The organism is Micromonospora sp. NPDC085948, assembly GCF_040686315.1.
Lineage (GTDB): Bacteria > Actinomycetota > Actinomycetes > Mycobacteriales > Micromonosporaceae > Micromonospora.
Genome location: NZ_JBFBJW010000002.1, coordinates 510,179 through 525,240 on the forward strand (window position 1 = coordinate 510,179; position 15,062 = coordinate 525,240).

12 protein-coding genes and 1 tRNA gene are annotated in these 15,062 nt (G+C 68.1%); all 13 read left to right on the forward strand.

Annotated features, from left to right (window positions below):
• Window positions 1–91: 91 nt before the first annotated feature.
• The 13 genes from AB0O48_RS08165 (at window position 92) to AB0O48_RS08225 (ending at window position 15,009) form a co-directional block, all read left to right on the forward strand.
• On the forward strand, window positions 92–538 hold the full coding sequence (locus AB0O48_RS08165; protein ID WP_357253600.1) for a MaoC family dehydratase N-terminal domain-containing protein: 447 nt from the start codon (window positions 92–94) through the stop codon (window positions 536–538).
• Between the two features lies 1 nt (window position 539).
• On the forward strand, window positions 540–932 hold the full coding sequence (locus AB0O48_RS08170; RefSeq protein ID WP_357253598.1) for a MaoC family dehydratase: 393 nt from the start codon (window positions 540–542) through the stop codon (window positions 930–932).
• A 129-nt stretch (window positions 933–1,061) separates the two neighbouring features.
• Window positions 1,062–1,134: transfer RNA gene (locus AB0O48_RS08175), tRNA-Trp, on the forward strand.
• Between the two features lie 213 nt (window positions 1,135–1,347).
• Window positions 1,348–1,740, forward strand: coding sequence for a preprotein translocase subunit SecE (secE, locus tag AB0O48_RS08180; protein WP_357253596.1), 393 nt, complete (start codon window positions 1,348–1,350; stop codon window positions 1,738–1,740).
• A gap of 39 nt (window positions 1,741–1,779) precedes the next feature.
• Window positions 1,780–2,502, forward strand: a complete 723-nt coding sequence (gene nusG, locus AB0O48_RS08185) for a transcription termination/antitermination protein NusG (protein WP_357253594.1) — start codon at window positions 1,780–1,782, stop codon at window positions 2,500–2,502.
• Window positions 2,503–2,689: 187 nt separating this feature from the next.
• The gene (gene rplK, locus AB0O48_RS08190) at window positions 2,690–3,121 is read left to right on the forward strand and encodes a 50S ribosomal protein L11 (protein ID WP_088950247.1); all 432 of its coding nucleotides are present in this window, start codon (window positions 2,690–2,692) and stop codon (window positions 3,119–3,121) included.
• A 78-nt stretch (window positions 3,122–3,199) separates the two neighbouring features.
• Window positions 3,200–3,916 carry a 50S ribosomal protein L1 gene (gene rplA, locus AB0O48_RS08195; protein ID WP_357253592.1) on the forward strand — a complete coding sequence of 239 codons (717 nt, stop codon included), beginning with the start codon at window positions 3,200–3,202 and terminating at the stop codon, window positions 3,914–3,916.
• A 245-nt stretch (window positions 3,917–4,161) separates the two neighbouring features.
• Complete coding sequence (locus tag AB0O48_RS08200; RefSeq protein WP_357253590.1) at window positions 4,162–5,025, forward strand: ATP-binding cassette domain-containing protein; 864 nt, start codon at window positions 4,162–4,164, stop codon at window positions 5,023–5,025.
• Window positions 5,022–5,711 (forward strand): hypothetical protein, encoded by a 690-nt coding sequence (locus AB0O48_RS08205; protein WP_357253588.1) that lies wholly within the window; start codon window positions 5,022–5,024, stop codon window positions 5,709–5,711. The genes AB0O48_RS08200 and AB0O48_RS08205 overlap by 4 nt, the downstream gene beginning before the upstream one ends.
• A 341-nt stretch (window positions 5,712–6,052) precedes the next feature.
• A complete protein-coding gene (gene rplJ / locus AB0O48_RS08210) occupies window positions 6,053–6,598 on the forward strand; it encodes a 50S ribosomal protein L10 (RefSeq protein WP_238645346.1) in 546 nt (181 codons plus the stop codon).
• Window positions 6,599–6,652: 54 nt separating this feature from the next.
• Window positions 6,653–7,039: a 50S ribosomal protein L7/L12 gene (rplL, locus tag AB0O48_RS08215; protein ID WP_357253585.1), complete on the forward strand. Its 387-nt coding sequence runs from the start codon at window positions 6,653–6,655 to the stop codon at window positions 7,037–7,039.
• 570 nt (window positions 7,040–7,609) lie between these two features.
• A complete protein-coding gene (locus AB0O48_RS08220) occupies window positions 7,610–11,041 on the forward strand; it encodes a DNA-directed RNA polymerase subunit beta (protein ID WP_357253583.1) in 3,432 nt (1,143 codons plus the stop codon).
• 80 nt (window positions 11,042–11,121) lie between these two features.
• Window positions 11,122–15,009: a DNA-directed RNA polymerase subunit beta' gene (locus tag AB0O48_RS08225; protein WP_357253581.1), complete on the forward strand. Its 3,888-nt coding sequence runs from the start codon at window positions 11,122–11,124 to the stop codon at window positions 15,007–15,009.
• The last annotated feature ends 53 nt before the right edge of the window (window positions 15,010–15,062 follow it).

Consider the following 15,062-nt stretch of genomic DNA (forward strand, 5'->3'; position numbering starts at 1 on the left):
CTTTCCAATCGCCGATCTGACCGGTTTGGCGCGGCTCCGCCGCCGCCTACCGATCAGGTCGGCGATTGGGCTTTCCGTGTAGGTTCGCGGCATGTCCCTGGACCCTTCCTTCGTCGGCCGGACCTATCCGCCGACCGCCCCCTATCAGGTGGGCCGAGAAAAGATCCGCGAATTCGCCAGCGCCATCGGCGCCACCGACCCGGCCCACCACGACCCGGCTGCCGCGCGGGCGCTGGGCCACCCCGACGTGGTGGCCCCGCCGACCTTTCCGGTGATCGTGACGATGGCCGCGAGCAGCCAGATCATCGAGGACCCGGCCCTGGGTGTCGACTACAGCCGCCTGGTACACGGCGACCAGCGGTTCGCGTACACCCGGCCGGTGGTCGCCGGCGACGAGCTGGTCTGCGTCAACACCATCGAGGACGTCAGCACCAGGGGTGGGCACGGCTTCCTGACCACGCGCACCGACGTGAGCACCGTCGGCGGGGACCCCGTGGTCGCGGTCTGGGCCAGGTATGTCATTCGCGGGGAGGAGTGAGATGGAGTTGCCAGCACAGACGTTTCAGGTGACCCGTGCGGACCTGGTCCGCTACGCCGGCGCCTCGGGCGACTTCAACCCGATCCACTGGAGCGACCGGGTGGCCACCAAGGTGGGTCTGCCCGGGGTGATCGCCCACGGCATGTTCACCATGGCGCTGGTCGGTCGGGCGGTCACCGAGTGGGCCGGGTCTCCGGACGCGGTGGCCGAGTACGGCGTGCGTTTCACCCGGCCGGTGGTGGTCCCCGACGACGACCAGGGGACCGAGATCGAGGTCACCGCGCGGGTCCGTGAGGTGACCGAGGACGGTCTCACCCGACTCGAGGTGACCGCCACCTGCCTGGGCGAGAAGGTGCTGGCACAGGCGCGGGCAACCATCCGGACGGCGCGCTGAACCGAGCCCGCCACGCGTGGCAGAGAGACCGGTTGGGAAAGTCGGGCGGGTACCCGTACACTGGTCCGCCGTGGGGCAAGTGACCCCTGCTCGGTCGTCTGTGGCCGCGTGGGGCGAGTGTTGCCACATAGGGGTGTAGCTCAATTGGCAGAGCAGCGGTCTCCAAAACCGCAGGCTGCAGGTTCAAGTCCTGTCACCCCTGCGCCTCAGGCCTGACCGTTCCCGTGGGTCGCGCCGCCAGCCTGGCGGCGTCCGGCCCGTGGTGGTGGAATCGGCGGGGTGGTTCCGAGGCAATCGGGCCCTCCGGATGATCCACCGGCCGCGGCCCGTCGCGGGACGGTTGGGTCCGGCCGGCGTGACCAGCGCCGCGTACGCCACTCGGCGTGCGACCCCAGATTCCGCGACGGAGGGCGAAGTGGCCGACAACAAGCGGCGCGGCGAGGACGCCGGCGACGATCGTCTGGACGACGATGTCGTCGACGAGGTTGCCGACGACGACGCCTCCAGCGCGGACGAGCCGGTTTCCCGGGGAGGCACCGCCACGCGGTCCCGTGCCCGGGCGGAGTCGGCGGACAGCCGGCCGACCACGCGGTCGGAAACGGGTCGGGTGGGCGTGTTCGGTCGCATCGCCCGGTTCTTCCGCGAGGTCGTAGCCGAACTGCGTAAGGTCATCTGGCCGACCCGCAAGGAGTTGCTGACCTACACCGCCGTGGTGGTGGCGTTCGTCGCGGTGATGCTGACGATCGTGGGTGTGCTGGACTTCGGCTTCGCCAAGGTCGTGTTGTTTGTCTTTGGCAACTCGGACTGACCGGCTGCCTCCAGCCGATAGTGATGGAAGTGAGCGAGCGTGCCTGAGTACGACGAGACCGCCGGACCCGTGGACGAGCAGTCCGCGGTCGCGACGGCGGCTGGTGACGAGTCGGTTGAGGCCGCCAGCGAGCCGGAGTTCCCCACGACCGAGCCCGCGCCGGACGAGGATTTCGACCCCGTCGCCGAGTTGAGGCAGAAGCTGCGCTACGCGCCGGGTGACTGGTACGTCGTGCACTCGTACGCCGGGTACGAGAACAAGGTCAAGACCAACCTCGAGACCCGGATCACGAGCCTCGACATGGAGGACTTCATCTACCAGGTCGAGGTGCCGACTCGGGAAGAGGTCGAGGTCAAGAACGGCAAGCGTTCGCAGATCCAGGCCAAGGTCTTCCCGGGCTACATCCTGGTCCGGATGGAGTTGACCGCCGAGTCGTACTCGTGTGTCCGGAACACCCCGGGTGTGACCGGCTTCGTCGGTGCGACCGACCGGGCCGACCGGCCGGCTCCGCTCTCGCTCGACGAGGTGCTGAAGTGGCTGGCGCCGGCCGTCGAGACCGAGCAGAAGAAGTCGAAGCCGGAGATCAAGGTCCTCGACTTCGAGGTGGGCGACTCCGTCACCGTCACCGACGGCGCGTTCGCGTCGCTGCCGGCCACGATCAGCGAGATCAACGCCGACCAGCAGAAGCTCAAGGTGCTGGTGTCGATCTTCGGTCGCGAGACGCCGGTGGAGCTCAACTTCAACCAGGTCGCCAAGATCTGATTGGTCGTCGGCGGCGGGTCCGACCCGCCGCCGACGGCGGCGTACGCCCTCCCGCTCGACCTCGGCGGACGAGTGGGCTGCGGCCTGCGCTACTCTTGAATGTCGCCGCTGTCGCACCGCGCTGACCGTGCGCGTTCCGAGGGCGGCGACAGCCGCATTTTCCCAGCTCCAAGCCCCAGGAAGTGACATGCCTCCGAAGAAGAAGCTCGTCAAGACGTTCACGCTTCAGTTGCCGGCGGGCCAGGCCACGCCGGCGCCGCCGGTCGGCCCCGCGCTGGGCCAGCACGGCGTGAACATCATGGAGTTCTGCAAGTCCTACAACTCGCAGACCGAGTCCCAGCGGGGCGACATCGTTCCCGCCGAGATCAGCGTGTACGAGGACCGGTCCTTCACGTTCGTGCTGAAGACCCCGCCCGCTGCCCGGCTGCTGATCAAGGCTGCCGGTGTGCAGAAGGGTTCGGGTGTTCCGCAGTCCGAGAAGGTCGGCTCGGTCAGCCGCGCCCAGCTGCGTGAGATCGCCGAGAAGAAGATGGCCGACCTCAACGCCAACGACCTGGCCCAGGCCGAGAAGATCATCGCCGGCACCGCCCGGTCGATGGGTATCACCGTCAACGACTGACGTCGGCCCAGGCCGTCGATCCGACCGTGGGAGGGCCCGCGCCGAGCGGCCCGCCAGAGACCACAGGAGTAATCAGCAATGCAGCGCAGCAAGAGCTACCGCAAGGCCGCCGATGTCATCGACCGGTCGAAGCTCTACACCCCCGCCGAGGCCGTGAAGCTGGCCAAGGAGACCACCAACGTCAAGTTCGACGCCACGGTCGAGGTCGCCATGCGCCTCGGCGTCGACCCCCGCAAGGCGGACCAGATGGTCCGCGGTGTGGTCAACCTGCCGCACGGCACCGGTAAGACCGCCCGCGTGATCGTGTTCGCCAGCGGCGCGAAGGCCGAAGAGGCCGCTGCCGCGGGTGCGGACGAGGTGGGCACCGACGAGTTGGTCGCCCGGATCCAGGGTGGTTGGCTCGACTTCGACGCGGCTATCGCCACGCCGGACCAGATGGCCAAGATCGGCCGGATCGCGCGGATCCTGGGCCCGCGCGGTCTCATGCCGAACCCGAAGACCGGCACGGTGACCATGGACGTCACCAAGGCGGTGCAGGACATCAAGGGCGGCAAGATCACCTTCCGGGTGGACAAGCACTCCAACCTGCACCTGATCATCGGTAAGGCCTCCTTCACGGAGAGCCAGCTGGTAGAGAACTACGCTGCGGTGCTCGACGAGGTGCTGCGTGCCAAGCCGTCCGCGGCCAAGGGCAAGTACCTCCGCAAGGTCATCGTGACCTCCACGATGGGCCCGGGTGTTCCGGTCGACCCCAACCTGGTCAAGAACCTCACCGGAGACCCCGCCGAGGGCTGAGCGACAATCTGCTCCACCGGGGCGCCGCCACGATCGTGGCGGCGCCCCTTGGCGTCCAGGGCCTGTTTCATGAGGGCGGTCGAGCCGAGGCGGAGGCCGGGCGGCGGTCCGGCAAGGCGCGGTTTCGTCCGGATACCGGTGTTGTATCCGGACGAAACCGCAACGCCGCCGGTCGTCGTCCGGGCCCGCCGCAGGCCGGCCAGTCCTTATGAAACAGGCCCTAAGGTGTGGCACCCTCTATCCCTATGCGGCTGGAGAACGTCTGGTTGCGGTACCACAGGCGTGGGCCGTGGGTGCTGCACGGCGTGGACGTGCGGATCGGTCCGGGTGAGGTGGCTGTCGTTCTGGGTCGCAACGGGGCCGGCAAGTCGACACTGCTCCAGGTGGCCGCGGGGGTGCTCCGGCCCGACCGGGGCCGGGTCACCGACCGTCCGGCACGGGTGGGCTGGGTGCCGGAGCGCTTTCCCGCCGACCAGCCGTTCACCGTGACCCGCTACCTGACCGGGATGGCCCGCGCGGCGGGCCTGGGCGCGGCGGCGGCCGACGAGGCGGTGGCCTCCTGGACCGACCGGCTCGGGTTGTCCGCCTTCCGTTCGGTCCGCCTGCCGGAGCTGTCCAAGGGCACCGCGCAGAAGGTGGGCCTCGCCCAGGCGATGCTGCGTCCACCGGGCCTGCTGGTGCTCGACGAGCCGTGGGAGGGGCTGGACGCCGCCACCCGCGAGCTGGTTCCCGAGCTGATCGCCGAGGTGCTCGCCGCCGATGGTGCCGTGCTGGTCAGCGACCACCGCGGCGAGACGGTCCGGCTGCCGACCGCGCGCCGCTGGTCGGTGGCCGATGGGACACTGACCGAGGAGACGTCGTCGGCGGACGAGGCGTTCTCGGTGGTCGAGGTCGCGGTGCCGACCGCGCGGGTCGCCGGCACCGTCGCCCGGATGCGCGCCGAGGGCCACCACATTCTTCGGGTACGCGCCGACGCCTCCACCCCCGCACCGCAGGCTCGTCCCGCATCGACCGCCCCGACCCGCCCGGACGGTGCGCCGGCAGCCGAACAGCCCACGGCCGCCGAGGGCGTCCACACGGTCGAGCAGGCAGCGGAGGAGGCCCGGTGATCGCCCTGGTACGGATGCGGCTGGCCGGCCTCCTGCGGACCGGTCGGGCGTTGGCGCCGCTGCTCGCCGGCCTCATCGTGCTCGGCACGCTCTACGGCGGCGGCCGAGCCCAGCCAGCGGAGGCGTACGGCGTCTCGGCCGTGGTGCTCTTCCCGGTGCTCGCCTGGCAGACCAAGATCCTGCTGGACGTCGAGCCGGACGTGCAGCGCCGGCTGGCCCAGGTGACCGTCGGGGTGGCCCGCGAGCGGCTTGCCGGGCTCCTCGCCGCGGGCGTGGCGGCGCTGCCAACGGTGGCCGTCGCGCTGCTCTTTCCGTGGCTGGTCGGCGGGGTCACCGGCCCGGTGGAGCCGGGGGACCGGTCGATCCCGGTCGGGATCGCGCTGGGGCTGTGGGCGCACCTGCTCGCCGTACCCGCCGCTGTCGCCCTCGGTGCGCTGGCCAGCCGCGCGTCGGTGGGCGGTGCCGCGTACGGCGTCGCGGTGCTGACCCTCGGCGGTGTCGGCGCGGTGGTGTTCGGCCTGAGCGATTCGGTGGCGCCCTGGTTGGCACCGCCGATCATGGCCGCCGCCCGCGCCACCGCGAGCCACGCCACGGCGCTCACCCTGCTGGGGCTGACCGGGTGGGCGCTGGCCTGGAGCGCCGCGGTCGTCGGCGGCTACCTGTGGCGGCGGCGGGCTCACGGCTGACCGGCGCCGGCGTCGGTGACGTGGCTCACCAGGCGCGATTTGGTGCTGGTGGCCGGGGCGCGTAGTCTTCAACCGTCATCCGTGCTCTCATGGATGAGGAACCACCCAAAGACCGCTGGTCACCGTGCTCCGGCACGGTCGAAGGTCCCGCGACAACGGGCGACCCGCGTAGGGCGGCAAGCGTAACTCGGCAGTGAGACATGGTCCGCCGACTGTGTTGATCCACCGGCCCTCGCCCCGTGCGCCCTGCGCCGGGGCTTTTTCGTTGTCGTGCTGCCTCCGCCCCCGTTCCGGCTTCGGCTGTGACGGGGACCAGCCTCGAGTAACGAGAGAGGAGGGACATGGCGGACAAGCCGATTCGGGCCGACAAGGCCACGGCCGTCGCTGAGCTGACCGAGAGCTTCCGCAGCTCGGGCGCCACCGTGCTGACCGAGTACCGCGGTCTGACGGTTTCCCAGCTCACCCAGCTTCGGCGCTCGCTCGGCGCCGAGACCAGCTACACGGTCGCGAAGAACACGCTGGCGAAGCGTGCTGCGACGGACGCGGGCATCACCGGCCTCGACGAGCTGTTCACCGGTCCTACCGCGCTGACTTTCGTTTCGGGCGACGTCGTCGAGGCGGCGAAGGGGCTTCGCGACTTCGCGAAGGCCAACCCGAAGCTCGTCATCAAGGGCGGTGTCTTCGAGGGCAAGGCCATTTCCGCGGCCGAGGTCACGAAGCTTGCCGACCTGGAGTCCCGCGAGGTGCTGCTGGCCAAGCTGGCCGGCGCGATGAAGGGCAACCTGAGCAAGGCCGCGGCCCTGTTCCAGGCTCCGCTGTCGAAGACCGCACGTCTGGCGGCCGCACTGCAGGACAAGCGCGAGAAGGAGGGCGCCGAGGCGGCCTGAGGCCCCCACGGCGCACCAGTTCTTACTTAACAGAATCAGGAAAGGACGCCAGATATGGCGAAGCTCAGCACCGACGAGCTGCTCGACGCGTTCAAGGAGATGACGCTGATCGAGCTCTCTGAGTTCGTGAAGCAGTTCGAGGAGACCTTCGAGGTCACCGCCGCGGCTCCGGTCGCGATCGCCCAGGGTGGTGGCGGCGGCGCCGCTGCTGCCCCGGTCGAGGAGGAGAAGGACGAGTTCGACGTCATCCTCGAGGCTGACGGCGGCAAGAAGATCCAGGTCATCAAGGTCGTGCGTGAGCTGACCGGCCTGGGCCTCAAGGAGGCCAAGGACGCGGTCGAGTCCGCGCCGAAGGCCATCCTGGAGAAGGTCAACAAGGAGACCGCCGACAAGGCGAAGGCCAAGCTCGAGGGTGAGGGCGCCAAGGTCACCCTCAAGTGACCTGAGCTCCACCTGCGCGTACCTGGCTCGTGAGCCGGGACACGATCGCGTCGCGGCGGGCGGTGATCCGACACGGATCGCCGCCCGCCGTGTTTGTGGTTCCGGAGCCGACCTGCCCCTGAGCTGGGCACCGATGGCCGCACCTGTCGATCCGGACGCGCCTGGCGGGTCGCCCTCCAGTGGGAAAGAAGAGCCGACCCGGATACCGGCCCTTGACGCGGCCCCGGGCTGCCAGGCACGCTGGCACCAGCAAGACACCGCGCTTGCGACGGCCACGACGTGGGTATGACAGCGGCGGCACCATCGGCCGCGTCGACCTGAGCGGCCCAGTGGGGACGTTGCGTTCTGAGCGGCCCGGCAGACCCCGGTTTACGGGGGCCGAGGCACGTTCCGCAAACGACCTGCGGGGTGGGCTGGACAGCGGTTAGCCTCTCGGCTACACTGCTAGTTTGCGCTGCCTTCCGACTTGACCCCTGCTCGGAAATGTCCGTTTACGGATATTTCTGGTGGGGTCATTGGAGTGCACGCGTACCAGCCGTTCTGCAGCACCGGTCCTCGGAAGGACGCATCTTGGCAGCTTCCCGCCCTGCGAAGACCAGTCGTACGTCGAGCGCATTCGCTCCCCGCCGAGTTTCATTCGGCAGGATCACCGAACACCTCGAGGTCCCCAACCTCCTTGCCATTCAAAACGAGTCCTTCGACTGGCTCGTGGGCAACGAGGCTTGGCAGGGCCGGTCGGCGGACGACCCGCACGCACGCTCGGGTCTCGCGGAGATCCTTGAAGAGATCAGTCCCATTGAGGACTTCTCCGGCACCATGTCGCTCTCCTTCTCGGCGCCGCGCTTCGACGAGGTCAAGGCCTCGATCGAGGAGTGCAAGGAGAAGGACCTGACCTACTGCGCTCCGCTCTTCGTGACCGCGGAGTTCACCAACAACACCACTGGCGAGATCAAGAGCCAGACGGTGTTCATGGGTGACTTCCCGATGATGACGCCCAAGGGCACCTTCGTCATCAACGGCACCGAGCGTGTCGTGGTCAGCCAGCTCGTCCGGTCCCCGGGCGTGTACTTCGACAAGCAGCCGGACAAGACCTCCGACCGCGACCTCTCCAGCGTCAAGGTCATCCCGAGTCGGGGTGCCTGGCTGGAGTTTGACATCGACAAGCGCGACACGGTCGGCGTACGCATCGACCGCAAGCGTCGGCAGGCCGTCACCGTCCTGCTCAAGGCCATCGGCTGGTCGGCCGAGCGGATCCGTGAGAAGTTCGGCTGGTCCGAGCTGCTGATGACCACGCTCGAGAAGGACCACATCGCCGGCCAGGACGAGGCCCTGCTCGACATCTACCGCAAGCTGCGCCCTGGCGAGCCGCCGACGCGCGAGAACGCCCAGACCCTGCTCGACAACCTCTTCTTCAACCCGAAGAGGTACGACGTCGCCAAGGTCGGGCGCTACAAGTTCAACAAGAAGCTCGAAGTCGCCGTGCCGATCACCACCGGCACGCTGACCGAGGACGACATCGTCGCCACCGTGGAATACCTCTGCCGGCTGCACGCCGGTGAGGACGGCTACGAGGCCGACGACATCGACCACTTCGGCAACCGGCGCCTGCGTACCGTGGGTGAGCTGATCCAGAACCAGGTCCGGGTCGGCCTGTCCCGGATGGAGCGGGTCGTCCGCGAGCGGATGACCACGCAGGACGTCGAGGCGATCACCCCGCAGACCCTGATCAACATCCGCCCGGTGGTGGCGGCGATCAAGGAGTTCTTCGGGACGTCTCAGCTGTCCCAGTTCATGGACCAGACCAACCCGCTGGCGGGTCTCACCCACCGGCGCCGGCTGAGCGCGCTCGGCCCGGGTGGTCTGTCCCGGGAGCGGGCCGGCTTCGAGGTCCGCGACGTGCACCCGTCCCACTACGGCCGGATGTGCCCGATCGAGACGCCGGAAGGCCCGAACATCGGCCTGATCGGCGCGCTGTCCACCTTCGCCCGGGTCAACCCGTTCGGCTTCATCGAGACGCCGTACCGGAAGGTCGTCGAGGGTCGGGTCACCGACCAGATCGACTACCTGACCGCGGACGAGGAGGACCGGTTCGTCAAGGCCCAGGCCAACGCGCGCCTGAAGGCTGACGGCACGTTCGCCGAGGACCGGGTGCTCTGCCGTCGTAAGGGCGGCGAGACCGAGGACGTCATCCCCGGTGCCGTCGACTACATGGACGTCTCGCCCCGGCAGATGACCTCGGTCGCGACCGCCATGATCCCGTTCCTCGAGCACGACGACGCCAACCGGGCACTGATGGGCGCGAACATGCAGCGCCAGGCGGTGCCGCTGGTCAAGGCCGAGGCGCCGCTCGTGGGTACGGGCATGGAGTACCGGGCCGCGGTCGACGCTGGCGACGTGGTTGTCGCCGAGGTCGGCGGTGTGATCGAGGATCTCTGCGCCGACTACGTCACCATCCACCAGGATGACGGCCACCGCCGGACGTACCTGCTGCACAAGTTCCGCCGCTCCAACGCCGGCTCCTGCGTCAACCAGAAGCCGGTCGTCTTCGAGGGCGACCGCGTCGAGGCCGGTCAGGTCATCGCCGACGGTCCGTGCACCGACGAGGGCGAGATGGCACTCGGACGCAACCTGCTGGTGGCGTTCATGTGCTGGGAGGGTCACAACTACGAGGACGCGATCATCCTGTCGCAGCGCCTCGTGCAGCAGGACGTGCTCACCTCGATCCACATCGAGGAGCACGAGGTCGACGCTCGGGACACCAAGCTCGGCCCGGAGGAGATCACCCGCGACATCCCGAACGTCAGCGAGGAAATGCTCGCCGACCTCGACGAGCGCGGCATCATCCGGATCGGTGCCGAGGTCGTTCCCGGCGACATCCTGGTCGGCAAGGTCACGCCCAAGGGTGAGACCGAGCTGACCCCGGAGGAGCGCCTGCTCCGCGCGATCTTCGGTGAGAAGGCGCGTGAGGTTCGGGACACCTCGCTGAAGGTGCCGCACGGCGAGACCGGCACGGTCATCGGTGTGCGCACGTTCTCCCGCGAGGACGGCGACGAGCTGCCGCCGGGTGTCAACGAGCTGGTCCGGGTCTACGTCGCCCAGAAGCGCAAGATCCAGGACGGCGACAAGCTCGCCGGCCGGCACGGCAACAAGGGTGTCATCTCGAAGATCCTGCCGATCGAGGACATGCCGTTCCTGGAGGACGGCACCCCGGTCGACATCGTGCTCAACCCGCTCGGTGTGCCGAGCCGGATGAACATCGGCCAGGTGCTGGAGACCCACCTCGGTTGGGTCGCCAAGACCGGTTGGAAGGTCGAGGGCGACGACACCGACTGGAAGCGTCAGCTCCGCTCGATCGACGCGCACGAGTCCGAGGGGGACACCAATGTGGCCACCCCGGTCTTCGACGGTGCCCGCGAGGAGGAGATCTCCGGTCTGCTCGAGTCGACCCTGCCCAACCGGGACGGCAAGCAGCTGATCGGCCGTACCGGCAAGGCGCAGCTGTTCGACGGTCGTTCCGGCGAGCCGCTGCCGGACCCGATCGCGGTCGGTTACGTCTACATCCTGAAGCTCAACCACCTGGTCGACGACAAGATCCACGCTCGTTCGACCGGTCCGTACTCGATGATCACGCAGCAGCCGCTGGGTGGTAAGGCGCAGTTCGGTGGTCAGCGTTTCGGTGAGATGGAGTGCTGGGCGATGCAGGCGTACGGCGCCGCGTACGCCCTGCAGGAGCTGCTCACGATCAAGTCCGACGACGTTCTCGGCCGGGTGAAGGTCTACGAGGCCATCGTCAAGGGCGAGAACATCCCGGAGCCGGGCATCCCGGAGTCGTTCAAGGTGCTGCTCAAGGAGCTGCAGTCGCTGTGCCTCAACGTTGAGGTGCTGTCCAGCGACGGTGTGGCCCTGGAAATGCGCGAGACCGACGACGAGGTGTTCCGGGCCGCTGAGGAGCTGGGCATCGACCTGTCCCGGCGCGAGCCGAGCTCGGTCGAAGAGGTCTGAGGTGAGTGGTCGGGGGCCGGCTCGCCGGCTCCCGACCCCACCCGAGAATTAGCAGTACAGACGACGACATAGGGGACATAGTGCTCGACGTCAACTTCTTCGACGAGCTGCGCATTGGTCTCGCCACCGCCGACGACATCCGTCAGTGGTCGCACGGCGAGGTCAAGAAGCCTGAGACGATCAACTACCGCACCCTGAAGCCGGAAAAGGACGGGCTCTTCTGCGAGAAGATCTTCGGTCCGCAGCGGGACTGGGAGTGCTACTGCGGTAAGTACAAGCGCGTCCGGTTCAAGGGCATCATCTGTGAGCGCTGCGGCGTCGAGGTGACTCGCTCCAAGGTCCGTCGTGAGCGGATGGGGCACATCGAGCTCGCCGCTCCGGTGACCCACATCTGGTACTTCAAGGGCGTGCCGAGCCGGCTGGGCTACCTGCTGGACCTCGCCCCCAAGGACCTCGAAAAGATCATCTACTTCGCCTCGTACGTCGTGACGAGCGTGGACGCGGAGTCGCGTCACCGTGACCTCTCGACGATCGAGAACGAGATCCTGGCCGAGAAGCGGCAGTCCGAGAACAGCCGCGACTCGGAGATCGAGAAGCGGGCCGCCAAGCTCGAGGCCGACCTGGCCGAGCTGGAGGCCGAGGGTGCCAAGGCGGACGTCCGGCGCAAGGTCAAGGAGGGCGGAGAGCGCGAGATGCGCCAGATCCGCGACCGGGCCCAGCGCGAGATCGACCGCCTGGACGAGGTGCTGGACACCTTCCGCAAGCTGGAGCCGAAGCAGCTGGTCACCGACGAGCTGCTCTACCGCGAGCTGCGCGACCGGTTCGGTGAGTACTTCACCGGTTCCATGGGCGCGGAGGCGATCAAGGCGCTGGTCCAGAACATGGACCTCGACGCCGAGGCCGAGAGCCTGCGGGAGACCATCCGGTCCGGCAAGGGTCAGCGGAAGATCCGGGCGCTCAAGCGACTCAAGGTCGTCGCGGCGTTCCTGAACACCCGCAACTCGCCGCTCGGCATGGTGCTGGACTGCGTACCGGTCATCCCGCCGGACCTGCGCCCAATGGTGCAGCTCGACGGTGGCCGGTTCGCGACCTCGGACCTGAACGACCTGTACCGCCGCGTGATCAACCGGAACAACCGCCTCAAGCGGCTGATCGACCTCGGCGCGCCCGAGATCATCGTCAACAACGAGAAGCGGATGCTCCAGGAGGCCGTCGACGCGCTGTTCGACAACGGCCGTCGTGGTCGGCCGGTCACCGGTCCGGGTAACCGCCCGCTCAAGTCGCTGTCCGACATGCTCAAGGGCAAGCAGGGCCGGTTCCGCCAGAACCTGCTGGGCAAGCGCGTCGACTACTCCGGCCGTTCGGTCATCGTGGTCGGCCCGAAGCTCAAGCTGCACCAGTGTGGTCTGCCCAAGCAGATGGCGCTGGAGCTGTTCAAGCCGTTCGTGATGAAGCGGCTGGTCGACCTCAACCACGCACAGAACATCAAGTCCGCCAAGCGGATGGTCGAGCGTCAGCGCCCGGTCGTGTGGGATGTGCTGGAAGAGGTCATCGGCGAGCACCCGGTGCTGCTGAACCGCGCGCCGACCCTGCACCGCCTGGGCATCCAGGCCTTCGAGCCGCAGCTGGTCGAGGGCAAGGCGATCCAGATCCACCCGCTGGTCTGCACCGCGTTCAACGCCGACTTCGACGGTGACCAGATGGCGGTGCACGTGCCGCTGTCCGCCGAGGCTCAGGCCGAGGCGCGGATCCTGATGCTGTCGTCGAACAACATCCTCAAGCCGGCCGACGGCAAGCCGGTCACCATGCCGACCCAGGACATGGTCATCGGCCTGTACCACCTCACCCACCTCACCGCCGGTGAGAAGGGCGAGGGCCGGGCGTTCAGCTCGGACGCCGAGACGCGGATGGCCTTCGACAACGGCGAGTTGCACCTGCAGGCGCCTGTGAAGATCCGCCTGCGTGGCGTGGTCGGTGTCGACAACGGCGCCGGCGCCGAGGCGTGGACCGCTCCGGAGGGCTGGGTCGAGGGTGACCCGCTGACCGTGGAGACCACTCTGGGTCGGGTGCTGTTCAACGAGACGCTGCCGCAGGGCTACCGCTTCGTGAACTACGAGATCCGCAAGGGTCAGCTCTCCGCGATCGTCAACGACCTCGCCGAGCGCTTCCCCAAGGTGGCGCTGGCCGCCACCCTGGACGGGCTCAAGGAGGCCGGTTTCCACTGGGCCACCTGGTCCGGCGTGACGATCGGCATGGAGGACGTCATCGCTCCGCCGCGCAAGGCGGAGATCCTGGCGAAGTACGAGAAGGAAGCCGACCAGATCGACAAGCAGTACCAGCGTGGTCTGATGACCGCCGAGGAGCGTCGCGGCGAGCTCATCACGATCTGGACCAAGGCGACCAACGAGGTCGCCAAGGAGATGGACACCGCGCTGCCGCAGGAGAACCCACTGTGGAAGATGATCAACTCGGGTGCTCGCGGTAACCTGCTGCAGCTCCGGCAGATCGCCGCGATCCGCGGTCTGGTGGCCAACCCGAAGGGCGAGATCATCCCGCGGCCGATCAAGGCCAGCTACCGGGAGGGTCTGTCCGTGCTGGAGTACTTCATCTCCACGCACGGTGCCCGTAAGGGTCTCGCCGACACCGCGCTGCGGACCGCCGACTCGGGTTACCTGACCCGTCGTCTGGTGGACGTCTCGCAGGACGTCATCATCCGCGAGGAGGACTGCGGCACCGACCGGGCGATCCCGATGCAGATCGGCGAGAAGCTCGACGGCAAGCTCGTCGTCCACACCCACGCCGAGACCAGCGTGCACGCCCGGACCCTGGCCGACGACATCAAGGGGCCGGACGGCACCGTGGTCGCCGAGCGCGGTCAGGACATCAACTCCATCGGGGTCGACAAGATCGTCGCCGCTGGCGTGGAGACGGTCCGGGTGCGCAGCGTGCTCACCTGTGAGTCGAAGCTGGGCGTCTGCGCGGCCTGCTACGGCCGGTCGCTGCCGACCGGCAAGTCGGTCGACATCGGCGAGGCGGTCGGCATCATCGCCGCCCAGTCCATCGGTGAGCCCGGTACGCAGCTGACGATGCGTACCTTCCACACCGGTGGTGTCGCTGGTGAGGACATCACCCAGGGTCTGCCCCGTGTGCAGGAAATCTTCGAGGCTCGGGTCCCGAAGGGTAAGGCGCCCATCGCCGACACCCCGGGTCGGATCCGGATCGAGGACGGCGAGCGCTCGCGGAAGATCATCGTGGTGCCGGACGACGGCAGCGAAGAGATCGTCTACGACAAGATCTCGAAGCGGGTCAAGCTCCGTACCCACGACGGCGGTCACGTCGCGGTCGGCGAGAAGCTGACCGAGGGCACCATCGACCCGCACGAGCTTCTGCGGATCATGGGTCCGCGGGCGGTCCAGGTCCACCTGACCAGTGAGGTCCAGGAGGTCTACCGCTCGCAGGGTGTGCTCATCCACGACAAGCACATCGAGATCATCATCCGCCAGATGCTCAAGCGGGTGACGGTCATCGACTCCGGCTCGACCGAGTTCCTGCCGGGTGTGCTCGTCGACCGGGCGCTGTTCGAGTCGGAGAACCGCCGGCTCGTCTCGGAGGGCGGCGAGCCCGCCGCCGGTCGTCCGGTGCTCATGGGTATCACCAAGGCCTCGCTGGCCACCGACTCCTGGCTCTCGGCGGCCTCCTTCCAGGAGACCACCCGGGTGCTGACCGACGCTGCGATCAACTCGCGCAGCGACTCGCTGGTCGGCCTCAAGGAGAACGTGATCATCGGAAAGCTCATCCCGGCCGGTACGGGCATCAGCAAGTACCGCAACGTCCGGGTCGAGCCGACCGAGGAGGCCAAGGCCAAGGTCTACTCGATGACCGGGTACCCGGAGACCGACTACGGCTTCGGGCCGGCCAGCGGGCAGGCCGTGCCGCTGGACGACTTCGACTTCGGGTCGTACCGCTAAGCACCAGTCACACGACGAGGCCCCCGGTGAAAGCCGGGGGCCTCGTCGTGTCC